Origin of the sequence: Nonomuraea sediminis (genome assembly GCF_018531495.1) — a bacterium.
GTDB lineage: Bacteria > Actinomycetota > Actinomycetes > Streptosporangiales > Streptosporangiaceae > Nonomuraea > Nonomuraea sediminis.
The window spans coordinates 317,750-340,518 of the sequence record NZ_JAHDTI010000013.1 but is presented as its reverse complement, the minus strand read 5'-3'; the positions used below and the strand labels follow the sequence as shown (position 1 = coordinate 340,518).

23 protein-coding genes are annotated in these 22,769 nt (G+C 69.3%); 9 read left to right on the top strand and 14 right to left on the bottom strand.

All coding sequences use genetic code 11. The features are described 5' to 3' along the window. Positions 1–81: 81 nt before the first annotated feature. Positions 82–2,238 (bottom strand): FxsB family cyclophane-forming radical SAM/SPASM peptide maturase, encoded by a 2,157-nt coding sequence (locus tag KIK09_RS60325; protein ID WP_214325432.1) that lies wholly within the window; start codon positions 2,236–2,238, stop codon positions 82–84. 13 nt (positions 2,239–2,251) lie between these two features. Further along, positions 2,252–2,413, bottom strand: coding sequence for a hypothetical protein (locus KIK09_RS43855; protein WP_214325431.1), 162 nt, complete (start codon positions 2,411–2,413; stop codon positions 2,252–2,254). Between the two features lie 127 nt (positions 2,414–2,540). Between KIK09_RS43855 and KIK09_RS43850 the strand changes: the two genes are divergently transcribed. Beyond that, positions 2,541–3,554: an aldo/keto reductase gene (locus KIK09_RS43850; RefSeq protein WP_214325430.1), complete on the top strand. Its 1,014-nt coding sequence runs from the start codon at positions 2,541–2,543 to the stop codon at positions 3,552–3,554. Between the two features lie 388 nt (positions 3,555–3,942). Here the strand turns inward: KIK09_RS43850 and KIK09_RS43845 are convergent, their stop codons facing one another. The 6 genes from KIK09_RS43845 to KIK09_RS43820 all read right to left on the bottom strand — a co-directional run bounded on the left by KIK09_RS43845 (position 3,943) and on the right by KIK09_RS43820 (position 10,099). After that, positions 3,943–5,088, bottom strand: a complete 1,146-nt coding sequence (locus tag KIK09_RS43845; protein WP_214325429.1) for an acetyl-CoA C-acetyltransferase — start codon at positions 5,086–5,088, stop codon at positions 3,943–3,945. Between the two features lie 58 nt (positions 5,089–5,146). Further along, on the bottom strand, positions 5,147–5,788 hold the full coding sequence (locus tag KIK09_RS43840; protein WP_214325428.1) for a hypothetical protein: 642 nt from the start codon (positions 5,786–5,788) through the stop codon (positions 5,147–5,149). A 26-nt stretch (positions 5,789–5,814) separates the two neighbouring features. Beyond that, entirely contained in the window at positions 5,815–6,504 is a 690-nt protein-coding gene (locus tag KIK09_RS43835) for a class F sortase (protein WP_308164678.1), read from the bottom strand. Positions 6,505–6,509: 5 nt separating this feature from the next. After that, positions 6,510–7,661: a hypothetical protein gene (locus tag KIK09_RS43830; RefSeq protein WP_214325427.1), complete on the bottom strand. Its 1,152-nt coding sequence runs from the start codon at positions 7,659–7,661 to the stop codon at positions 6,510–6,512. Between the two features lie 330 nt (positions 7,662–7,991). Beyond that, a complete protein-coding gene (locus KIK09_RS43825; protein WP_214325426.1) occupies positions 7,992–8,753 on the bottom strand; it encodes a class F sortase in 762 nt (253 codons plus the stop codon). Next, positions 8,750–10,099 carry a hypothetical protein gene (locus KIK09_RS43820; RefSeq protein WP_214325425.1) on the bottom strand — a complete coding sequence of 450 codons (1,350 nt, stop codon included), beginning with the start codon at positions 10,097–10,099 and terminating at the stop codon, positions 8,750–8,752. Before KIK09_RS43820 ends, KIK09_RS43825 begins: the two co-directional genes overlap by 4 nt. Before the next feature lie 157 nt (positions 10,100–10,256). On the opposite strand from KIK09_RS43820, the gene KIK09_RS43815 reads away from it, so the two are divergent. From KIK09_RS43815 to KIK09_RS43805, 4 genes are all read left to right on the top strand, one after another. Further along, on the top strand, positions 10,257–11,402 hold the full coding sequence (locus tag KIK09_RS43815) for an acyl-CoA dehydrogenase family protein (protein WP_214325424.1): 1,146 nt from the start codon (positions 10,257–10,259) through the stop codon (positions 11,400–11,402). Positions 11,403–11,482: 80 nt separating this feature from the next. Then, positions 11,483–12,520 carry a HesA/MoeB/ThiF family protein gene (locus tag KIK09_RS43810; RefSeq protein ID WP_214325423.1) on the top strand — a complete coding sequence of 346 codons (1,038 nt, stop codon included), beginning with the start codon at positions 11,483–11,485 and terminating at the stop codon, positions 12,518–12,520. 40 nt (positions 12,521–12,560) lie between these two features. Continuing rightward, positions 12,561–12,695, top strand: coding sequence for a hypothetical protein (locus KIK09_RS59675; protein WP_275956480.1), 135 nt, complete (start codon positions 12,561–12,563; stop codon positions 12,693–12,695). Between the two features lie 89 nt (positions 12,696–12,784). Then, the gene (locus tag KIK09_RS43805) at positions 12,785–12,943 is read left to right on the top strand and encodes a hypothetical protein (protein WP_214325422.1); all 159 of its coding nucleotides are present in this window, start codon (positions 12,785–12,787) and stop codon (positions 12,941–12,943) included. On the opposite strand, the gene KIK09_RS43800 is transcribed toward KIK09_RS43805, so the two are convergent. Beyond that, a complete protein-coding gene (locus KIK09_RS43800; RefSeq protein WP_214325421.1) occupies positions 12,940–13,362 on the bottom strand; it encodes a MarR family winged helix-turn-helix transcriptional regulator in 423 nt (140 codons plus the stop codon). The genes KIK09_RS43805 and KIK09_RS43800 overlap by 4 nt on opposite strands. A 20-nt stretch (positions 13,363–13,382) precedes the next feature. On the opposite strand from KIK09_RS43800, the gene KIK09_RS43795 reads away from it, so the two are divergent. Then, on the top strand, positions 13,383–13,739 hold the full coding sequence (locus KIK09_RS43795; RefSeq protein ID WP_214325420.1) for a winged helix DNA-binding protein: 357 nt from the start codon (positions 13,383–13,385) through the stop codon (positions 13,737–13,739). Here KIK09_RS43795 and KIK09_RS43790 read toward each other — a convergent pair. The 5 genes from KIK09_RS43790 to pdxH form a co-directional block, all read right to left on the bottom strand. Next, positions 13,736–14,512 (bottom strand): alpha/beta fold hydrolase, encoded by a 777-nt coding sequence (locus tag KIK09_RS43790; RefSeq protein WP_214325419.1) that lies wholly within the window; start codon positions 14,510–14,512, stop codon positions 13,736–13,738. The genes KIK09_RS43795 and KIK09_RS43790 overlap by 4 nt on opposite strands. 17 nt (positions 14,513–14,529) lie before the next feature. Next, positions 14,530–16,755 (bottom strand): ATP-binding SpoIIE family protein phosphatase, encoded by a 2,226-nt coding sequence (locus KIK09_RS43785; protein ID WP_214325418.1) that lies wholly within the window; start codon positions 16,753–16,755, stop codon positions 14,530–14,532. Between the two features lie 99 nt (positions 16,756–16,854). Continuing rightward, positions 16,855–17,559, bottom strand: a complete 705-nt coding sequence (locus tag KIK09_RS43780; protein WP_275956479.1) for an iron-dependent transcriptional repressor DtxR — start codon at positions 17,557–17,559, stop codon at positions 16,855–16,857. Between the two features lie 126 nt (positions 17,560–17,685). Then, the gene (locus KIK09_RS43775) at positions 17,686–18,957 is read right to left on the bottom strand and encodes an MFS transporter (RefSeq protein WP_308164677.1); all 1,272 of its coding nucleotides are present in this window, start codon (positions 18,955–18,957) and stop codon (positions 17,686–17,688) included. Between the two features lie 10 nt (positions 18,958–18,967). Next, positions 18,968–19,609, bottom strand: coding sequence for a pyridoxamine 5'-phosphate oxidase (gene pdxH / locus KIK09_RS43770; RefSeq protein WP_214325417.1), 642 nt, complete (start codon positions 19,607–19,609; stop codon positions 18,968–18,970). A 176-nt stretch (positions 19,610–19,785) separates the two neighbouring features. Between pdxH and KIK09_RS43765 the strand changes: the two genes are divergently transcribed. The 3 genes from KIK09_RS43765 (at position 19,786) to KIK09_RS43755 (ending at position 22,766) form a co-directional block, all read left to right on the top strand. Beyond that, positions 19,786–20,892 carry a citrate synthase 2 gene (locus KIK09_RS43765; protein WP_214325416.1) on the top strand — a complete coding sequence of 369 codons (1,107 nt, stop codon included), beginning with the start codon at positions 19,786–19,788 and terminating at the stop codon, positions 20,890–20,892. A 78-nt stretch (positions 20,893–20,970) separates the two neighbouring features. Then, positions 20,971–22,080, top strand: coding sequence for a phosphoserine transaminase (gene serC, locus KIK09_RS43760; RefSeq protein WP_214325415.1), 1,110 nt, complete (start codon positions 20,971–20,973; stop codon positions 22,078–22,080). 101 nt (positions 22,081–22,181) lie between these two features. Next, on the top strand, positions 22,182–22,766 hold the full coding sequence (locus KIK09_RS43755; RefSeq protein ID WP_308164676.1) for a TIGR00645 family protein: 585 nt from the start codon (positions 22,182–22,184) through the stop codon (positions 22,764–22,766). Positions 22,767–22,769: the final 3 nt, after the last annotated feature.

Genomic DNA, 22,769 nt, shown 5'->3' with positions numbered 1-22,769 from the left:
CCATCCAGCGCGCCCTCCGGCCTTCGGCGGTGAGCCCAAAATATAGGAAATTTCGGGGCCGGGGAGGTTGCCGGGATGAATTCAGCGAAAGGAGGCGAGCGTCGCGCGCATTCCGCCGACGAACCGCTGCCCCAGCGGCGTCAGGCGCCCGGAGTCCAGCAGGATGCGGGCGCCGTCGAGGGTCGCGGAATACCATCGCCCGAATTCGTCCTCCTGGCGGGTTCGCCAGAAATCCGTGACCGCTATATGCGCATATGTCCCCTGAAGGATGGCTTCCAGTGGGCGCGGGTCGTCCCGCCATTCCACGCGGTAGCGGCGCTCCGGCTCGCCCCGGATCGTCAGGTCGACCAGGTCGAGCACCGCGCCCAGCTTCACGTGCTGGAACTCGTGCATGAGCAGCTTGGCCAGGCTGTCGGCGCTGCCCGGCCTGGCCACCGCGACCGCGCCGAAGGCGTGCCGCGCCGTCGAGCTGCGCTCGGTCCCGCCGGGGACCAGCGGGGTGATCGTGGTCAGCCCGGCGGCGATCGCGCCCGCGTACTCGGGCGGTATCAGCTCGAAGGCCTGGCCGAGCATGGACTGCCATGCCTGGACCTCCTGTTCTGACAGGCGGGGGGCGGGGGGCCAGTGGTGGCAGTCGCGCCACGGGTCGAGGTCCTCGATCCTGACGCGCAGCCCCTTCGCGTCGAGCATGCGGATCGGCTCCAGGTCCGCCAGGATCCCCTGCTCCCCGGTCTCGACGCGGACGGGTGCGCCCGGCGGCACCGTGATGCGCCCCAGCGTCGGCAGGTAGATCATGCCCTCGGGGTCCGGCTTCATCGTCACGGCGCCGGGCAGCCCCGCGCGGGCCAGCCCCGCCGCCGCCAGCCTGGCCGGGTAGCCGGGGTCCTGCCCGGGACGCGCGAGGTGGTTGACCGCCCACACCCGGAAGTACGGGTGCAGCAGCAGGTCGGCGAGGATGTCGGGCCGCGCCTCCTCCAACCGGTTCAGCGCCCGCCACACCCCGTCCGGCCCGCGGACCGCCCTGGCCAGCCCCTTGACGATGCTGAGCTGCGCCTCGGCCAGCGCGGTGATCGCCGCCGCGGAGCCGTACCCCGAGGCCAGCTCGTCGAGATGGCGCGCGGGCAGCGTGTGGGTCGGCGGCGGCGTCGCGGCGCGCGACTTGACGTGGTCGATGAGCCCGAGCAGGTCGGCGCAGTAGACGGACGGGTTGGCGAAGCCGTTCGCCGTCGAGTACCGGTGCGCGTAGAGCCCGCCGCCGCAGATCCCGACCACGGGACACGTCCGGCAGATCTCGCACAACCCCTCGACCCCCGTACGGCGCGCCAGGATGCCGGGATGGGTGGCGGCCGCGTCGAACCCGGCGGTGGTGAGGCTGAGCCCGGTGGCGGGGGCGCCGTCGTAGGCGGTCTTGAGCGAGTCGGCCTGCTCCAGCGACCCGTCGGTCTCGACCACGATGAGGTCGGTGGGTTCGAGCCCGATCGCCTCCGTCAGGCTCGGCTCTCCCCTCAACCGGCGCCGCACGGAGTCGAACAGGCGGATGCCCATCGGGCGGCCGTCGCTCACCCACCGGTCGTAGATCCTGGTCAGCCAGGCCGCGTAGTCGCCCGGCCCGCCCGGCGGCGGGTGGTCGTGGGTGGCGTGCGGGAGCAGCAGGTCGATCCTGGGCGGCTCGAGCGCCAGCAGCGCCTCGTAGACGGCGATCGGGTCGTTGGCCAGGTCGATCGTGCACAGCAGGCCCGCGTACGCGTCCGGATACCGCGTCCTGAGCAGGTTGATCGCCCGGGTCACCGCGGCGTGGCTGCTGCGGCCGTCGGCGTATCGCCTGTGCAGGTCGTTGGCCGCCCGGTCGCCGTCGAGCGAGATGCCGACCCGCACGCCGTACTCGGCGAACAGGTCGCAGAACTCCTCGTTCAGGCGCACGCCGTTGGTGTGCACCTGCAGCACCGGCTCGCACAGCGGATCGAGCGCCGCGCGCAGCGCGCCGAGGACGGCCCGCAGCCCTGGCACGCCCGCCAGCAACGGCTCCCCGCCGTGCAGCGTCACGTGAACCCGGTCTAGGCCGTGGGCCGTGACGTGCTCGGCGATGCGCGCGGCCACCAGGCGTGCGGTCCGCTCCGGCATCCTGGGCGGCTTGGCGCGCCAGCTCCGGTCGGCGTGCTCGTAGACGTAGCAGTGGTCGCAGGCCAGATCGCACCGGCCGTACACCTTCAGCACGAACTGCCGGAACGGCGCTCCCACGGCCCTGGGCCGCTCAGATGCTGGAGTTGAACGCCGCGACCTGGTCCTGGTCGTGGGTGAGCCGGAGCCTGCCGAGCAGCGCCGCGACGGACGCGTCGTCGATCTCGGAGAGCGAGACCCCGTTCAGATTCGCCAGCGACGACACGATCCCTGACTCATCACTATTGCCGTTCATCAGCCGTCCTTGTCTGAAGAGCGGTAAATGACATGGCTCTAGGTGATTACGTACCTGGCTTCTCCCCCGCTGGCAAGAGGCTTTGGACCGATGGCGGCGCGGAGGCCGCGCTGTACATGATCGAGTCATGAGATATCGGATGTTCGGGCAGACGGGATTACGGGTTTCCGAGCTGTTCCTGGGGGCGATGACGTTCGGCGAGCAGGGCGGCGTCGGCGCGCCCCTGGAGGAATGCCGGAAGATGCTGGACGCCTACGCGGAGGCGGGCGGCAACGTGGTCGACACCGCGATCAACTATCGCGGCGGCGCCAGCGAGGAGTTCCTGGGCGAGCTGCTTGCCGGGCGCAGGGACAGGTTCGTGCTGGCCACCAAGTACACGGTCTCGCGCGACGGCGCCGACCCCAACGCGGCGGGCAACCACCGCAAGAACCTGACGCTGTCGCTCGAGACGAGCCTGCGCCGCCTGCGCACCGACTACGTGGACGTCTACTGGGTGCACCTGTGGGACGAGCACACCCCGATCGAGGAGACCATGCGCGCGCTGGACGACGCGGTCGGTTCGGGGAAGGTCCTCTACATCGGCATCTCCGATGCTCCGTCCTGGATCGTGGCCAGAGCCAACACGCTGGCCGAATGGCGCGGCTGGACCCCGTTCGCCGGGCTCCAGGTGCCCTACAGCCTGCTCAACCGCGACATCGAGCGCGAACTGCTGCCGATGGCCGAGTCCTTCGGCCTCACCGTGGCCGCCTGGAGCCCGCTGGCGGGCGGGATCCTGTCGGGCAAGTACGTGAAGGGTACGGCGGGCCAGGGAACCCGCGTGTCCCCGGACTCCATCGGCGAGCACGACCTGGCGGTGGCCAGGACCGTGCAGGAGGTGGCCGACGAGCTCGCCGCCACGAGCTCGCAGGTGGCGCTGGCCTGGACGCGGGCCAGGTCGCGGGCCGTGCACCCGATCGTGGGGGCGCGCTCGGCGGCGCAGCTGGCCGAGAACCTCGTGTCCGTGGAACTGCCCGAGGAGGCCGTGCGACGGCTGGAGGAGGCGACCGGGTTCCGGCGCGGGTTCCCCGCGGACTTCATCGCGCAGACCTCGCCGTGGGTGTTCGGCCAGGTGTCCTCACAGGTGGATGGACGCCGGATTTAATCAGTTGTGTCCCTTCGGGGCGTCCCCCTATCGTCAAGGACATGCGCCTTTACCTGTGATTCGCCGAGATCAGCCCACCCGCCCGTCCAGACGCGGCAGCTGAGCTTGTCGACCGGCCACGGCCGCGTCGGAGAGTCCCGTAAAGGAGCCATGCTTTATGCGAGTTCGTTCAGGCAAGAAGACCACCAAGTCCGACCTTCCGCGCCAGATGCCCAAGGTCCCGCAGCGGCCGATCGCGCCGCCGCGTCGCATCCCGCAGAAGGGCCGCTGATCTACTACCAGGATGGTAGTAAGTCGCGGGCGCGCGTCCCGAAACGCCACGGGACCCCCGCACACGACGGCGCCCCGGCCTCACACCGAGACCGGGGCGCCGTTCGCCGTCCACGGGTCAGAGCCGCTCGATGATCGTGACGTTGGCCTGGCCGCCGCCCTCGCACATCGTCTGCAGGCCGTACCGCTTGCCGGTGCGCTCCAGCTCGTGCAGCAGCTTGGTCATCAGGATCGCGCCGGTGCCGCCCAGCGGGTGGCCGAGCGCGATCGCGCCGCCGTTGGGGTTGACGCGCGCCGGGTCGGCGCCGAGCTCCTTGATCCAGGCCAGCGGGACCGGGGCGAACGCCTCGTTGATCTCCACGACGTCGATGTCGTCGATGGACATGCCGGCCTTCTTCAGCGCCCGCTGCGTCGCCGGGATCGGCGCCGTCAGCATGAACACCGGGTCGTCGCCCATCAGCGCGAGCTGGTGGATCCGCGCCCGCGGGGTGAGCCCGTGGTCCTTGACCGCCTGCTCGGAGGCGATCAGCACCGCGCCCGAGCCGTCGGATATCTGCGAGGACGTGGCCGCGGTGATCTGGCCGCCCTCCTTGAGCGTCTTGAGCCCCGCCATCTTCTCCAGCGTCGTGTCGGGGCGCGGGCCCTCGTCGTCCTCGACGCCGTTGACGGGCGCGATCTGGTCCTTGAAGTAGCCGTTCGCGATGGCCTTGGCCGCGCGCTGGTGCGACTCGAAGGCGAACTGCTCCAGCTCCTCGCGCTTGAAGCCCCACTTCTCGCACATCAGCTCGGCGCCGCGGAACTGGGAGATCTCCTGCTTGCCGTACCTGTCCACCCACATGTCGCCGAAGGGGAACGGCATGCCCTTCTCCAGGGCGGCGGTGATCGACGAGCCCATCGGCACGACGCTCATCGACTCGACGCCCGCGGCCACCACGAGGTCCTGCGTGCCGGACATGACGCCCTGCGCGGCGAAGTGGATCGACTGCTGCGAGGAGCCGCACTGCCTGTCGATCGTGACGCCGGCGGTGGTCTCCGGCAGGCCCGCGCTGAGCCAGGCGTTGCGCGCGATGTCCATGCTCTGGGGGCCGAACTGCATGACGCACCCCATGACGACGTCCTCCACCGCCACGGGGTCCACGCCGGTGCGGTCGATCAGCGCCTTCAGCGTGTGAGCGGCCAGGTCAGTGGGGTGGACGGTGGACAGGCCGCCCTTCTTCTTGCCGACCGGGGTGCGGACCGCCCCGACGATGTACGCCTCTGCCACAGTGCCTCCATGGAAAACCGAGCAATATTCGGTTACTCATGGAGCGTACAACAGAATCCTATTCCGGAGGGAGGAGGTCCCCCGCGGCCTCGATCCTGAACCGCCACCGGTCCACCGGCACGCCGTTCAGCCTGTCGGCCAGCTCCAGCGCCAGCGCGCCCAGCTTCGCCTGATCCTCCCCGCGCAGCTCGATCGCCGTCAGCTCCGTCGCGAAAGGCACGATCTCCTGTACGGCCGGCGGCCCCTCCTTCTGCGGCACCACCACCGCCCGGATCCCGTCGGCCTCGAAGACGAACTCCTCCTCGCCGGGTTCCAGCGGCGACAGGTCCGTGGGCTTCTCCGGCACGATCACCGCCGGGCCGCCCCTGCCCTCGTCGGCCGGGTCGCTCACCTCGCCGCGGCACACGGCCAGCCCGCCCAGCCGGAACGCGATGCCCTCCGCCAGGAAGCGGTCGAAGTAGTCGAACGGCAGCGGCCCCTCGGCGCTCACCCGGCACGCCCACACGCGGTCCAGCTCGCCGCCCACCAGGTCCGTCTCGGCCTGCTCAGGGGCGTGCACCCGGACGTCGGCCGCCACGATGTCGTCACCGTCCGCCCTGGCCTCCGGGTCGGCCAGCCGTACGATGCGCAGCAGCTCATCCCTGGACGGCCTGGTACGCATGGCGGCCGTCGGGCCGGTACGCAATCTCCGCTTCGCCATCCAGCCCATGTCGCGCCCTCCGGGGGTCAGCCTCGATAGGAGCTCGTCATCGTCGCGTAGACGATGATGTTGTCTTTGTAGTGACCGATCGTGCGGTCGTACGTGCCGCCGCACGTGATCAGGTGTAGCTGAGCGTTCGTCTGATTGCCGTAAACACGCTGGGTCGGGAACGTCTTCTTGCTCGCCTGCTCCACACCGCCGACCGTGAAGACCGCGGTGAGGCCGTCCTGGCGCTTGACCTCGATGGTGTCGCCGTTGCGGATCTCCCACAACCTGCCGAAGACCGCGGTGGTGGTCCTGGTGTCCTTGTGCCCCAGGATGATCGCGGGTCCCGCCTCACCCGGGGTGGACATCTCCCGGTACCACCCGGCCAGGTTGGCCTTGTCCACCGGCGGCACCTCGATCGCGCCGTCCTTGGCCAGCCCGATCGACTCGATGGGCGCATTGACGCCGAGCCGCTTGATCACGATCCGCTTCGGCGTCGACGGCATCAACGGCGGCGCCGGCACCAGCGCGGGCAGCGGCGGCGGCGCGGTCGGCGCGGCCTTGAACAGCGCCTGCTGCGGCATCCCGCTCGGCTGCGCCGCCAGCTGCAACTGATCACGCCCGTCGCCGTCGCCCAGGCCGTACTCACCGGGCGACTTGATCACGATCAGCAGCCCCGCGACCACCGCCACCACTCCGGCGACGGCGGCCAGGATCAGCGCCCCCTTCACCCGGTTCAGCCCTTACCGAGCCCGCGCCGCCGCAACACGAGCCCTCCAGCTCCCGCGCCCACGATCAACAGCGAGCCCACCAGCAGGAACACCCGCCCATCAGGCCCGATCTCCCCACCCCCACCAGTGTCAGCTCCCGCCTTCGGCGTCTTGGAACTCTTCTTGGTCGGCGAAGCGGTGACGAACTTCGTCGTGGTCTTGGTGGGCTTGGGCGTATGCGAGTTCGTGGGCGTGCTGGTGCTGGTGCTGGAGTTGGTCGGCGTCGACGTGCTGGAACTGCCGGAGGTCACGGAGAAGGTGTACGACTTGAGCGCCGACTCGTTCTGGACCGTGCACTCGATCATCGGCGAGGTGCCGCCGGAGGAGTTCGCGCCGAAGTTGAGCTTGCCTGGCTTCACGGTCACCGTGCCCACCGTGGTGGGCGTCGCCTTCAGACTGACCGAAGCCGTCGGCAGCGGGATGGTGGCTCCCGGCGTGATCGTGCCGAGCGTGCCCTGACCGGTCGCCGAGGTCAACCCGCTGATACCGGTCATCGCGGCGTACGCGTAGAGGGTGGGGCTGAGCGTGCCGGTCGAGGGCGCCTTCAGCTCGTAGCCGGTCTCGTACGTGCCGGTCCAGCCGATGCTGAACTGCTGGTTCGTCTGGGCGCTCGTGGGCGGGGTCAGCGTCGTCTTGATCTTGACGGTCTGACCGGTCGTGTCCGTGCTACCGGCCGTGCACTTGTACTCGACCACATCAGTCCCGGTCCCGCCGCCCGAACCACTCTGGACCGTGAGCTTCAGGGAGCCCGGCTTGATCGAAACTGTCGTGGCACCGGTGCTCGCCGCGGTGACCTTGTATTTCACGGTAGCGGCGGGAACGCTGGTCGGCGACGACGTCGTGATCGAGCCGCCCGTCTTCGCGCCGGCATCGCTGACCGTGCCGCCGGTCACGGTCAGCGTGGCATCCACCTGCATCGTGGACGCCGCAGTCACGGCGGTCGCGAGCGTGAGCTGCGGAACAGCCAGCGAGACGTCGATGGACCCGCCGGCCTGCACCGTGTCGGCCGTAACGCTGAGATCCACCGTCGGCGAGCCCGTGATCGCGGTGCCTGAGCACGTGTAGGTGATGTGCTTAGGGCCCTTGTCGCCCGTACCGGTTCCGATCGGCACGGTCACCTGCTGCTGCTCTGTCGACGACGGCGTACACGTCGACACGGGGTCTGTTAACGCCGCCTGCGCCGGCGAAGAAACAGCCAGCGCTGCACCGGTGAACAGGAGAAGCGTGCTTGCGATCCCCAGGGCAGATGTCTTCTGGGCGAGGCGGCGCCGCGCCTTGGACGTCAGCACTGTCCATCTCCGTTCAGCACAGGTTCAACAGGCGTACCAGGATTGCAGCCGTTGGTCACAGTTGGGTTGAGAACATACGAACTCCGTCTGTAAATATCCTCCGAGCTATAAAGCCGTCATCAAATCCGCTCTTGATCGAACCTGCGCCAGGGCGCGAGGTCAGCCCTTCTTCTTGGAGAGGGTGGCGTAGACGATGATGTTGTCGGAGAAGCTGTGAGTGGTCTTGTTGTAGACGCCGCCGCAGGTGATCAGGCGGAGTTGGGCGTTGGCGGTGTTGCCGTAGACCCTGGCCGTGGGGAAGGAGTTCTTGCCGGCCTGCTCCACGCCGCTGACCGTGAAGCGGGTGACCTTGCCGTCCGATCGGTAGACGTAGATCTGGTTGCCCTTGGCCAGTTCGTGCAGGCGGTAGAAGACGGCGTCGCCGCGCTTGGTGCTCACGTGGCCGTTGATGACCGCGGGGCCGAGCTCGCCGGGAACGGGGCTGAAGCGGTACCAGCCCGTCTGGTTGGGCTTGGTGAGCGGCGGGGTGTCCAGGGCGCCCTTGATGTCGACCGTCACGGGCCCGATGGGGGCGTTGACCTTGATGGCCGGGATCTTGATGCGCGTGGGCCTGGCCCGCGTGGTCTTGGTCTTGGCCGGCGGGATGGGCGCCACGATCGGCGCGGCGGCGGCCGGAGGCGGGGCGTCCAGGCGGGCGGGCATCAGCGGGACGTTCTTGCCGCCGGGTCCGACGGTCGGCGGCAGCTCGTAGGCTCCGGCGTTCTGGATCTGCACGGTGCTGCCCTGCGGCCGCGGCCCGGGACCCGAGCCGTCGTCGACCTTGGGCGCGAGCGACAGCAGGCCGACCATGATGGCGCCCACACCGCCCAGCGAGCCGGCGATCAGCACGCCGGGCAGGACCTTGTTGGTTGACGACTTCATCGGACTATCCCTCCGGCGTGCTCGGCCCGGCGCCGCCGTAGCAGCAGGCCGCCGGTCGCGCTGCCCATGAGCAGCACAGATCCTCCCGCGATCAGGGCGTACGGCTGCCGCCCCTGCTCGGGCGCCTCCCCGGTCTCGACGCCGCCCTTGGGCGTCTTGGCCACCTGCGCCTTGACGTACTTGGTGGTGGTCGGGCTGGCGGTGGCCGTGACGGTCTTGGTCCCGGTGGCCCTGGGCAGCACGATCACCTGCCCCATCCCGTTGGTGTTGGTCGCGCTCGGGGTGCCGGTGTGCCCGGGGGTGGAGCTCGTCGTGGTCGGGGTGCCCGTGGGCGTGCCCGTCGTGGTCGGCGTTCCCGAGGTCGTGGGCGTGCCCGAGTTCGTGGGCGTGGCGCCGGGGACGGTGAGCTCGATCGAACCGGGGTCGTTGATCAGCGTGCAGGTTGCCTGGTCGTGCAGCGGCGGCTCGCTGAGTTCACCGGTGATCACCTTGACGGCATCCACGTAGGCGGTCTTCGCCTCGGTGTTGACGATCTGGATGGAGTGCGGGCCGTACGGCAGCTCGGGCGAGGTCCAGAGGTTCTCCTGCGCCTTGGTGCCGGTCATCGGGATGCCGTTGGCGTCCTTGCCGGGCTCGACCAGACCGTCGGTGATCGGGTGGCCGTCCAGGAGGATCTGGATCTTGCTCAGGTCGCGCTCGCGGCGGCTGATGTAGGACACCTGGGTCCCGGTGAAGTCGAGCCGCGCCGCGGCACCGAGGTCGGTGGTCTTGTGCAGGTCGTTGAGGTAGTCGCCGAACTCGGCCTCGGTGTTCTCACGGGTCCACGTGCCGCCGGGGTAGGCGAGCTTGTGGTTGTTCACCATCACCTCGCCCTTGGCGGGCGTGAACCGTACGGCGAGCGCGCCCGGCGTGACCCGGATCGTCCCAGGCCGCTGCACCAGGCCCGCGTCCGAGAGCCCTTCGGGCACTACGAGCTGGGACCCGGGCACCAGGGCGTCCTGCTCCTTGCCGCCCTTGGGCCGCAACTGGCCGTTCCATGCGCCGGTGATGTCGACGATGCCCTCGAGGTTCAGCTGTGAGCCCTTGGCGAAGAAGCCCGGCGAGCCGAACCGCCGGTTGCCGAGGTACTTCAGCGACCACCCGACGTTCAGCATCCCGCCTTCGGCCAGCCTGGGCGTGATCCGCGCCTCGAGTTGGACGCCTTCGCTCCCGGCGACCCCGCCTACGCAGTTGTACTTCGCCACGAGGGAGGCCTCGGCGTGGCCGGGGGACATCGAGATCGATAACGCGGCGGATGCCGCGACGCCGACCGTTGCGGCGATCAACGCTTTGCGCCACCCACTCACGGCACACACTCCAGATCACCAAATAGACCGAAGGTAGATCCTAGAGTCGAAAATGCTGCGACACATGCATATTTCTCCGTCTCCAGACACTTGTGATGAACCCGTAGCCGATCGGGTATACCTTCGGGTAACAGAATCAGATTCTGGAGGCGCCCCAATGCAGCGAGACCTCTTCGACGAGGAGCATCTGCTCTTCAGGGAGACCGTGCGCGAGTTCCTGACCCGCGAGGTCGTCCCGCACCACGCCGAGTGGGAGAAGGACGGCATCGTGCCGAGGGAGGTCTGGAAGAAGGCCGGAGAGCTCGGCATGTTCGGCTTCTCCGTCCCCGAGGAGTACGGCGGGGCGGGCATCACCGATTTCCGCTACAACACGGTCATCCTCGAGGAGATCACCAGGGCGGGCGCGAGCGGGCTCGGTTTCTCGCTGCACAACGACGTGATCGCGCCCTACCTGGTCGAGTTGACCGACGAGGAGCAGAAGCAGCGCTGGCTGCCCGGCTTCGCCTCGGGCGAGCTGATCACCGCCATCGCGATGACGGAGCCGGGCGCCGGCAGCGACCTGCAGGGCATCAGGACCACCGCGGTCCGCGAGGGCGACCACTACGTGGTCAACGGCCAGAAGACGTTCATCACCAACGGCATCAACGCCGACCTGGTGATCGTGGTCGCCAAGACCGACCCCGAGCAGGGCGCCAGGGGCACCACGCTGCTGGTCGCGGAGCGGGGCATGGAGGGCTTCCAGCGGGGCCGCAACCTGGACAAGATCGGCATGAAGGCGCAGGACACGGCCGAACTGTTCTTCGAGAACGTGCGCGTGCCCGCGGCCAACGTGCTCGGCAAGCAGGAGGGCCAGGGCTTCTTCCAGTTGATGAACAACCTTCCGCAGGAGCGCATGTCGATCGCGGTGGGCGCGGTCGCGGCGGCGGAAGCCGTACTGGAGCAGACCATCGAGTACTGCCGGACACGACAGGCCTTCGGACGAAATATCGGGAAATTTCAGAACACCCGCTTCGTCCTGGCCGAGCTCGCCACCGAGACCGAGATCGCCCGCCACTACGTCGACAAGAGCATCCAGGCGCTCAACGCCAAGCAGCTCACAGTGGTCGACGCGGCCAAGGCCAAGTGGTGGACCACCGAGCTGCAGAACAGGGTCATCGACCGCTGCCTCCAACTGCACGGCGGCTACGGCTACATGCTGGAGTACCCGGTCGCCAAGGCCTGGATGGACAGCCGCGTCCAGACCATCTACGGCGGCACCACCGAGATCATGAAGGAGATCATCGGCCGCTCCTTCGGCTTCTAGCTCGAAGCCCTGCCGAGCCACCGTCAAGATCAGGACACAACATAAGGGAAAAGGCGCTCCCTGTGGCACAATCCCGGCCCATGAGGCGCCCGTGCGTCAAACCGGAACACCGGCCCCGGAGACTCCCAAACGGTGACATTCGCATCGGCGGAGAGATCCACGGACTGGCCGCCGAGATCGAGGACCCGACCGGTCTGGCCTGGCAGGCGCTTCAGCTCATGGACGGCACCCGATCCTTGGCCGACATCCTGGATCAGCTCCCCGAATCGGCAGAGATAGTCCAGGCCCTCCTCGATTCCGGCCACATCGAGGAAGCGGCCCCGGATCCCCCGGATCTGACCGCGGCCGAGCAGGTCCGCTACGCCCGCAACGTCGACTACTTCCGCTGGGCCGACCTGACGCCCCGCGACACCCCCTGGGAGCTCCAGCTGCGCCTCAAGCGGGCCAGGGTCCTCGTGCTCGGCCTGGGCGGCGTCGGCACGCACGCCGCCCGCGCCCTGGCCGCCACGGGCGTCGGCACCCTGCACTGCGCCGACCCCGACGTCGTGGAGCCGTCCAACCTCAACAGACAGCTGTACGGCGAGCGGGACGTGGGCCGCGGAAAGGCCGAGGCGACCGTCGAGGCCCTCCGCGCGGTGAACTCCGACATCCAGGTCACGGGAGCCACCACCAGGATCGCCACCCCGGAGGACCTGTTCGAGGCGGTCGAAGGCTTCGACGTGCTGGCCCTGTGCGCCGACGAGCCGAAGGGCCCCGACGGCATCCGCCACTGGGCGAACCGGGCGGGCATCCCATGGGCGGGAGGCGGGTACACGGGCCCGATGGTGTCGGTGGGCGTGTTCGCCCCCGGCCATCCCTGCTACGACTGCCTGCTGGCCGAAGGCGAGCGCCGCGGCGTCCACGCCGACCACAGCTGGCCAGGCGTGCTGTCGACCTCGGCGGGCCTGGCGGGCCTGATGACCGCCCAGGCGGTGATCTCCCTGATCACCGGCGTCCCCGACACCGAGCCCGGCTACGCCTACGGGATCAACCTCGCCTGCCCGGGTGACGCCACATTCGTCCGGCCGACATCCCGTGACGAATGTGAAATTTGCGGCCTTGACAGGCAGTTGTTGTGATCCATACTTTCGTGAGTCAGTCTCACACTCAGGAGGTCCCATGGCACAACCTGAAGAGATCGTCCCCGCTCGTCCGGTCGCGGAGGAGCAGGAATCCACGGTGAAGATCAGGATCCGCCGGCTGGACCGGACCGAAGCCACGAGCTGGCCTCTCAGCAACAGCATCGGGAACTGACGCGGACGGTGGGCGCGCGCTCCTGCGCACGCCCACCCCGTCGCGCATACTCCGCGCGCGCCATGACTTAGCACCCCATACTGGACAGCATGGGCGGCGCTATCCTCCTGGTCTTCCTGGCTCTGCTGTTCGCCTGGGCACTCAACCGCGTGCGCGGCAAGCTCCGGCTCGGACCGGTGGGCTACGCGGGCGTGATGATCGTCTTCATCATCGCGATGCTGCTCATCTACGGCCAGACCCTGCGCTAACCCGGAAGCCCCTCCACGAACCGGGTCAGCAGCCGGGCGAACGACGCCCGCTCCTCCTCGGTCCACCCCGACACGGCCTCGGCGAACACCGCCTGACGGCCGGCGTGGGCCGCCTCCAGCGCCTGCCTGCCCGCGTCGGTCAGCTCGAGCAGGGCGCGCCGCCCGTCGGCCTGGTCGGCGACCCGCCTGACGAGCCCCTCCTCGACGGCCGCCGTCACCAGCCTGCTGGCTCTCGGCTGGTCGACCGACAGCGCCTCGGCCACCCCTGAGACGCTCACCGACCCGCTCTCCTCGATCACGTCCAGCACGTCGAAGTGGGGCGCGGCGCCGACCCGTTTGCCCAGCGCGCGCCTGCGCTGGCGACGGCGGATGGCCACCATCGCGCGCTCGATCGCGGCAATTTCCTTGTCTTTGTACATATAGTTGCTATTATACATGCATGCGACCCATCGGTTATTACCTCAAGCAGCTGGACAACCTGCTGGAAGACAGCATGGAGCGCGCACTCGACGGTGTCACCCGTCGCGAGTGGCAGGCGCTGAACACCTACGCGACGCTGAGCGAGCGCCCCGAGCAGGCCATGAGCCCCTTCGACGGGATCGAGGAGGCGGTGGCCAAGCTGCGCGAACGCGGCTGGCTCGACGGCGACGCCCTCACCGGCGAGGGCAGGCAGGCGCACACGCGCATCGCCGAGCGCGTCAACGGCATCAGGAAGCGCACGCTCGACGGCATCGGCGACGAGGAGTACGTCGCCACGGTCGGCGTGCTCAACCGGATGTGCGACAACCTGGGCTAGCTCGCGCTGCCGTCCAGGACGACCCGGGCCACCAGCTCGGGGTCGTCGCTCATCGGCACGTGGCCGCAGCCCTTGAGCAGCTTGACCCGCTGGCCCGACCACTTGGCCGCCCGCACCGCCTGCCGCCGCAGCAGCAGCCGGTCGTGCTCGCCCCAGGCGATCGTGATCGGCGTCTTGGGCGGCGCGGGCGGCATCAGGTCGGTGAAGGAGGCGAGGGTCTCGTCGAACCCGGCGGAGGCGCCCAGCGCCTGCATGGCGGCCACCAGCGCGGTCGGCGACATCCTGGACGGGTGGGCGACCATGACCCCGACCGACGCGGCCCGCCCGATCGGGTTCTCGGCCGCCCTGATGGCCTGGTCGACGGGCAACGACCTGGCCGCGGCCCGGGTGGCCCGCAGCACCGACTGGCACCACAGGAGCTCGCCGCGCGACCAGAACCCGGCCGGCGACAGCGCGGTAGCCGTACGCACCACTCCGCGCGAGGCCAGCTCGAGCGCGATGTAGCCGCCGAGCGAGTTGCCCGCGATGTGCGGCTCGCGCACCCCCATCAGCGCGCAGAACGACTCGACCGCGTCCGCGAGGGTCTCGGCGGTGTACGGCGTGCCGTCGGGAAGCCCCGGCGACACCCCGAACCCCGGTAGGTCGACCGCGATCACATCCCGGTGCGCTGCCAGGCGGTCAAGCACCGGCAGCCATGCCTGCCAGTGGTGGCCGATGCCATGGATGAGGATCAGCGGCGCGCCCGTGCCACGGCGCTCGAAGGCCAACTCCATGGCCAGCAGTGAACCACTCAGCGGCTGCGGGTGGGAATCTCGAACCAGACCGCTTTGCCTTCCCTGGTGGGGCGCGATCCCCAGCGGCGGGCGAGCTGGTCGACCAGGTAGAGCCCGCGCCCGCCCTCGTCGTTCTCGCCGGCGCTGCGGATGCGGGGCAGCCGCAGGTCCTGGTCGAACACCTCGACCCAGACCGCCTCCTCGCCCCGCCGGATCCTTAGCGTGAACTCCTTCTCCCCCACGACCTCGTCCTCGAAGCCGGGCACGTCCCACGACTCCTCGAACGGCAGCGGCGGGCCCTCCACGACCAGTTCCCTGCGCGGGATGCTGGCGCTGGCGGCGTGCAGCACGACGTTGGTGACGACCTCGGAGACCAGCAGGCAGGCCAGCTCGGAGCGCTCCTCGGGGACGTTCCAGTTGGTGAAGGCGTCGGCCGCCATCCGCCGCGCCTCGCCGACCATGATCGGCTGGGCGGGGAACGTGCGCTCCTCCACGTCCAGGTCCGCGTCGGCCGAGCGCACGACCAGGATCGCCATGTCGTCGTCGATCTCGCCGGGCACGGCGACGGTCGCCGCGTCGGCGATCCGCTCGACGTCGGCGTCGGACATCTTGGCCAGCTTCTCGGTCAGCACGGCCAGCGTCTCGGCGTCCGTCGGCATCCTGCCGTCACGTCCGGGGCGCCGGTCGACCAGGCCGTCGGTGTAGAGCAGCAGCGCCGCGCCCGGCGGGAGCGTGCGTGTCTCCTCCTTGTAGACCAGGTCGGCGTGCAGCCCCTTGGCGCGCACGCCCAGCGGCTGGCCGACCTCCTCGATGTTCATCTCGAGGCACTGCCCGTCGAGCAGCAGCAGCGGCGGCGCGTGGCCGGCGTTGGCGAACGACAGCTGGCGCGACCAGGCGTCGTAGACCAGGTACTGGCAGGTGACGATGGGCGGGACGCTGATGTCGGCGCCGGTGTCGTCCTGCTCGGGGGTGGCGATGATGCGGGTCCACTCGTCCAGCCTGGCCAGGATGTCGGCGGGCGACTTGTCGTCCTGGGCGAAGGCGCGCAGCGCGGCCCGCAGCTGGCCCATGATGGCGGCGGCCTTGGCGCCGCGGCCCTCCACGTCGCCGATGACGATGCCGACCCGGCCGGCGCTGAGCGGGATCACGTCGTACCAGTCGCCGCCCACCTGCGTCTGTATGCCCTGACCGTGGCTGGCCAGCGGCGCGGCCGGGTAGTAGCGGACCGCGATGTCCAGGCCGTCGAGCTGGGGCAGCGCGCGCGGCAGCAGGTGCTTCTGGAACGACTCGGCGGTGTGCCGCTCCTCCTCGAACAGCAGCGCGTTGTCGATGGCCAGGGCGACCCGGGTGCCGATCGCGCCGACGAAGTCGCGGTCGAAGGCGTCGTAGTGCGGGCTGCGCCGGTCGGTCAGGTTGGACAGGCCCAGGTACATCAGGCCGAGCGTCTCGCCGCGCACGCACAGCGGCGCCACGATGGCCGAGGTCATGCCGACCTCGCCGCAGAGTTTGGCGCTGCCCTCGCTGGGGCTGGGGAAGCTGGAGGCGGCGAAGTCCTCGACGAGGATCGTCTCCTGGCGGCGCAGCGCGGTGTCGGCGTAGTGGCCCGTGGGGTAGCGGATCTCGGCGCCCACCGGCATCCAGGTGCCGGGCGGCGGGTCCCAGCCCTGCACGTGCTGCGACACCCGGCGCACCAGCCGGTCGCCCTCCATCAGCTCGATGAAGCAGTGGTCGGCGAACTGCGGGACCAGCATCTCGGCGACCCGCTTGAGCGTCTCCTCCACGTAGAGGGAGCCGGCCAGCCGCTCGCCGATGCGCTCGAGCAGGCCGAAGCGGTCCTTCTCGCGCTCGTTGCTGCGCATGGCCTCGCGGGCGGTGATGACGATGCCGGTGACGGAGCCGGACTCGTGGCGCAGCGGGACGGCCTGGGCGCGGACGTAGATCATCGTCCCGTCGCCCCTGCGCACGTCGAACGTGCCCTCCCACACGCCGCCCTTGAGCACGTGCTTGGCCAGCTCGATGGCCAGCGGGTGGTCCTTCTCCATGATGCCGAGGGACAGGACCGAGGTGTCGCGCTGGACGGGCTTGCCGCCGGGGCGGCCGAACAGCTTCTCCGCGAAGGGGTTCCAGTAGAGGAGATTGCTGAACCGGTCGGTCACGACGACGGCCATCTCGGCGTGGTCCAGGACGGCGCCGGCAGCCAGGTGATCAGCGGCGTCCTGGGACAGATCCCCCCACCGTTTCATCCGGAGACCACTCCTCGGGGAGGCATGTGCGAAAAGCGAACCACGGGCGCTCCTGCAACAGTGATGACCTGAGCGGAGAGGAGGGTCTCCTTGTCGGGATCAGCTTCTGGTGACAAAAACGTGCGCGGCAACCTCGCGCGGAAGCTCCGCGGGAATGCTGTTCGCGTCTTCGTCACCTGTCACCCGCACACCGTCGTCGCTCGCCGCGAGCGTCACCTCGCGTCCGGGTTGTATCCCAACTTGCTTGAGTTTAAGCATCACAGCGGGATCGCTTTGCACTTGTTCGCTAATTCGCCGGACCACGACGGGTATATCTCTGGGTCCTGCCAGGTCGGACATCGACGTCAGCGTGCTCTCAGGACCGCCGGAGACCTCCTGAGCGCCCAGCTCACCGAGGCCGGGGATGGGGTTTCCGTGCGGGCAGGCGGTCGGGTTGTCGAGCAGCGCCACCAGGCGGGTCTCCACCGACTCCGACATGACGTGCTCCCAGCGGCACGCCTCGATGTGCACCTCTTCCCAGGGCAGCCCGATGACCTGGGTCAGCAGGCACTCGGCGAGGCGGTGCTTGCGCATCACGCGGGTGGCCAGGGTGCGGCCGAGGTCCGTCATCGCCAGGTGGCGGTCGCCCTCCACCTTCACCAGGCCGTCGCGCTCCATGCGGGCGACCGTCTGGCTCACGGTGGGGCCGCTCTGCTGGAGCCGCTCCGCGATGCGCGCGCGGAGGGGGACGATGCCCTCCTCCTCGAGTTCGTAGATCGTGCGGAGGTACATCTCCGTGGTGTCGATCAGGCCGTGTGCGGTCAAGGCTCCTCCCATCTGAATGCTACGCCGGTCATGGCGGGGACTGAGCCCGTCGGCAGCGGGCGCAGGGATCACACAAGACCCTATTGGGCCAACGACCAACGAAGGCAAAGGATGGCAACAACTCGATCATTCGGTTGCTTCCCGCGCCCCCTCCTGAGCGGTACGGCGGGCGTCGTAGTTCCTGAAGGCCGGTACGGCGAGGCCGACCAGGAGGACGGCGATCGCGCAGGCGAGCCCGCCGCCCGCGAACGCGCCGGTGACCCCGAAGACAGCGGCGGTGGCGCCGGCCCGCAGGTCGCCCAGGCGCGGCCCGCCGGCCACCACGACCATGAAGACGCCCTGCAGCCGCCCGCGCATCTCGTCGGGCGCGTACAGCTGCAGTATCGACTGCCGCCACACCGATGAGATCACGTCGGCCGCTCCGCCCAGCGCCATGAACGCCACGACCAGCCACAACTGGTGCGCGAGCCCGGCGGCGGCCACGGTGAGCCCCCACAGCGCGATGACGGCGACCAGCGCGAGCCCCTGCCGCCTGACCCGGCCCACCCAGCCGGAGAACAGCGCGCCCATCACCGACCCGATCGCCATGGCGGAGTTCAGCCAGCCGAGCGCGATCAGGGAGCCGCCGAAGCTCTCGGCCGCCAGCTGCGGGAACAGCGCCCGGGGCAGCGCGAACACCATCGCGACGATGTCCACGGCGAACGACATCAGCAGCACAGGGCTGCCGACGATGAAACGCAGCCCCTCGTAGACGGCTCGCGCCCCCGGCCTGGTCACCTCGCCGAGCGGCGGCACGGCGGGCAGGCGGAAGGCCCCGTACAGGCTGGCGGTGAACAGCAGCGCGTCGATCGCGTAGGCCGAGGCGAACCCGCCCCAGGCCAGGACCACGCCGCCGATCATCGGCCCGACGATCGCGCCCATGCTGAAGACCAGCGAGTTGAGCGCGTTGGCCGCGGGCACCAGTTCGGGCCCGATGATCCGAGGGATGATCGCACCCCTGGTGGCCGAGCTGATGGCGAACCCGGTGGCGCCCAGCGCGACCGTGGCGAGCAGGAGGTAGACGTTGCCCAGCCCGATCAGCGCCTGCACCAGGATGAGCAGCGTGCTCGACCAGGCGATGACCGAGCCGACGAGCAGCAGCTTGCGCCGGTCGACGGCGTCGGCGACGGCCCCGCCCCACAGGCCGAACACGACCAGCGGGAGCAGGTTGGCCAGGCCGAGCATGCCGACCCAGAGCGAGGAGTGGGTGAGCGTCCACACCTGCTGGCTGACGGAGACGACGGTGACCGCGAGCCCGAGGTGGGAGACGGCCTGGCCGATCCAGACCCGCCGGTAGGCGGGTACGCCCAGTGGCCGGGTGTCTATCAGATGACGTTTGACCAACTCCCCGATTGCCACCTAAAGGAGGTTAAGGGGCAAGCCTCTCCAAAACCCACCCTGGGGGCACACGCCGATAGCGAAGCCGGTCGTGCATCCGGTCGAGCTGCCCCTGCCAGAACTCCACCTCCGACGGGACGACCCGGAACCCGCCCCAGAAGTCGGGCACCGGCGGATCCTCCGGCCAGCGGGCGGCCAGCTCCGCGTACCTGGCGTCCAGTTGCTCCCGCGACCGCACGACCGCGGACTGCCGTGACGCCCACGCGGCGATGCGCGAGCCGTACGGCCTGGACCTGAAGTACTCGGCAGACTCCTCGTGCGGCAGCTTGACGACCGAGCCCTCGACCCGGACCTGGCGGCGGATCGGGTGCCAGGGGAAGACGAGCGAGGCACGCGCGTTCTCGGCCAGGTCGCGGCCCTTGCGCGACTCGTAGTTGGTGTAGAACACGAAACCGCTCTCGTCAAAGCCCTTGAGCAGCACGGTTCTGGCGCTTGGCCGCCCGCCCGCGGAGGCGGTGGCCACGATCATGGCGTTGGGTTCCGGCAGGCCCGCGTCGAGGGCCTGCTGGAACCAGACGGCGAATTGCGATATCGGATCGGCGGCGACGTCGGACTCGAGCAGCGGCTCGCCCTCATACGACCGACGAAGCCCCGGAAGCGAGGTGGACTCCACGAGACGGTATTCTTGCGCGCTCGGTGGAAGATCCCACACGACCCCCCCGAGCAGCGCCTTTGGTCTTTCGGCGGGTCCGAAGACCGAGCACGTGTTGCGAGGGGGTTAAATTGACCCGCCGGTATCTCGACATCAAGGCATTGCCGTGACATGGCAAGAAAGGGAGGCGGCCGAGAATGTCCGACTTCAAACCCGGCCTCGAGGGCGTAGTCGCCTTCGAGACCGAGATCGCGGAACCGGACAAAGAGGGGGGCGCCCTTCGATACCGCGGCGTCGACATCGAAGAGCTGGTGGGTCGTGTCCCGTTCGGACACGTCTGGGGCCTGCTGGTCGACAACAAGTTCCAGCCGGGGCTGCCTCCGGCGGAGCCGTACCCCCTCGCCGTCCATTCCGGTGACATCCGGGTAGACGTGCAGAGCGCGCTGGCCATGCTGGCTCCGGCCTACGGATTCAAGCCGCTGCTCGACATCTCCGACGACGAGGCCCGCGACCAGCTCGCGCGCGCCTCGGTGATGGCCCTGTCGTTCGTGGCCCAGTCCGCGCGCGGCCTCGGCCTGCCGATGGTGCCGCAGTCACGGGTCGACGAGGCCAAGACCATCGTCGAGCGCTTCATGATCCGCTGGCGCGGCGAGCCCGACCCCAAGCACGTCAAGGCCATCGACGCCTACTGGACCTCCGCCGCCGAGCACGGCATGAACGCCTCCACGTTCACCGCCCGCGTCATCGCCTCCACCGGCGCCGACGTGGCCGCCGCGCTGTCGGGTGCCGTGGGTGCGATGTCCGGCCCGCTGCACGGGGGCGCCCCCGCCCGCGTGCTGCACATGATCGAGGGCGTCGAGCAGCTCGGCGACGCCAAGAAGTACGTGCAGTCGGAGCTCGACAAGGGCAACCGGCTGATGGGCTTCGGCCACCGCGTCTACCGTGCCGAGGACCCCCGGGCGCGCGTGCTCCGCCGTACGGCCAAGGAGCTCGACGCACCGCGCTACGAGGTCGCCGCCGCGCTGGAGCAGGCGGCTCTGGAGGAACTGCACGCCCGTAAGCCCGACAGGGTGCTCGCCACGAACGTGGAGTACTGGGCGGCGGTAGTACTCGACTTCGCCGAGGTCCCTGCGCACATGTTCACCTCGATGTTCACCTGCGCCCGCACGGCCGGCTGGGCCGCGCACATCCTGGAGCAGAAGCGCACGGGCAGGCTGGTCCGCCCCAGCGCGAACTACATCGGTCCCGCGTCGCGCCCCCTCGGCGACGTGCCCGGTGCCGCCGAAGTCGTCGGCACCATCTGAAACTGACATGTCTCGGCCCGGGTCTCACATAGCGGACCCGGGCCTAGCCATTCCAGCGGGCTCGGTAGGCTCGGCAAGGTGGCTGACATCGTGATTCCCGCTGACATCAAGCCCGCCGACGGCCGCTTCGGCTGCGGGCCCTCGAAGGTTCGACCCGAGCAGCTGGCCGCGCTCGCCGCCTCCGGCGCCGAGTACATGGGCACCTCCCACCGCCAGAAGCCGGTCAAATCGCTCGTCGGGCGGGTGCGGGCCGGACTGTCCGACCTGTTCTCGCTCCCCGAGGGCTACCAGGTCGTGCTGGGCAACGGCGGCACCACCGCGTTCTGGGACATCGCGGCCTTCGGGCTGGTGCGCCAGAAGTCGCAGCACCTGTCCTTCGGCGAGTTCTCCTCGAAGTTCGCCACGGTCACCAAGAAGGCGCCGTGGCTGTCGGATCCGTCGGTCATCTCCTCCGAGGTCGGCACCCACCCGGTGGCCGTCGAGGAGGAGGGCGTGGACGTCTACGCGCTCACCCACAACGAGACCTCGACCGGCGTGGCGATGCCGATCAAGCGGGTCGGCTCCGGCGACTCGCTGGTGCTGGTCGACGCCACCTCGGGCGCGGGCGGACTGCCGGTCTCCATCGCCGAGACCGACGTGTACTACTTCGCGCCGCAGAAGAGCTTCGCCTCCGACGGCGGCCTGTGGATCGCGATCATGTCGCCCCGGGCACTGGCCCGCGTCGAGGAGATCGCGGCCTCGGGGCGTTACGTGCCCGAGTTCTTCAGCCTGCCGATCGCCATCGACAACTCCGGCAAGGACCAGACCTACAACACCCCGGCCGTGGCCACACTGTTCCTGCTGGCCGACCAGCTGGAGTGGATGAACTCCCAGGGCGGGCTGGCCTGGACCACCTCGCGCACCGCTTCCTCCGCGGAGAGGCTGTACGGCTGGGCGGAGAAGTCCACGTTCGCCACCCCGTTCGCGGCGCCCGAATACCGCTCTCAGGTCGTCGGCACCATCGACTTCAACGACGACGTCGACGCGGCGGCCGTCGCCAAGACGCTGCGCGCCAACGGCATCGTCGACACCGAGCCGTACCGGAAGCTGGGCCGCAACCAGCTGCGCATCGCGATGTTCCCGGCCATCGACCCGGCCGACGTCGAGGCGCTGACGGTCTGCGTCGACTACGTGGTCGAGCGCCTCTGAGCTGCTCGTTCCCGAGCGCTCGGACCCCACGCGTTTCCGATGTTCTGCCCTGATTCCGTAGAGTTGGGGCAGAACGTTCGGAAGTTACGGGGGATGTACGGGTGAGTGCCCTTCCTGACACGCGGCCGAAGGGCCTCGGCTACCTGATGTTCGCCAGCCGCTGGCTGCAGGTGCCGCTGTACCTGGGCCTCATCGTGGCCCAGGGCATCTACATCTGGCAGTTCATGGTCGAACTGTGGCACCTGCTCAGCGGCACGTTCCGCGGCGAGAAGGCCTTCGACGAGGTCACGGTCATGCTCTCCGTCCTCGGCCTCATCGACGTGGTCATGATCTCCAACCTGCTGATCATGGTCATCGTCGGCGGCTACGAGACGTTCGTCTCCCGCATCAACCTCAAGAACCACCCCGACGAGCCGGAGTGGTTGTCGCACGTGAACGCGAACGTCCTGAAGGTCAAGCTCGCCACGGCGATCGTCGGCATCTCGTCGGTCCACCTGCTGCAGACCTTCATCCAGGCCCGCACGACCCCGAACGACAAGATGCTGTGGCAGACCATCATCCACCTGACGTTCGTCGTCTCCGCCATCGGCCTGGCCGTCATCGACAAGCTCCTGTCCGCCTCCCCCGCCGAACGCATCCACGCCATCGGCTCCTCGGATGAGGCGGCCGAATTGCGCCAGCACTGAGCA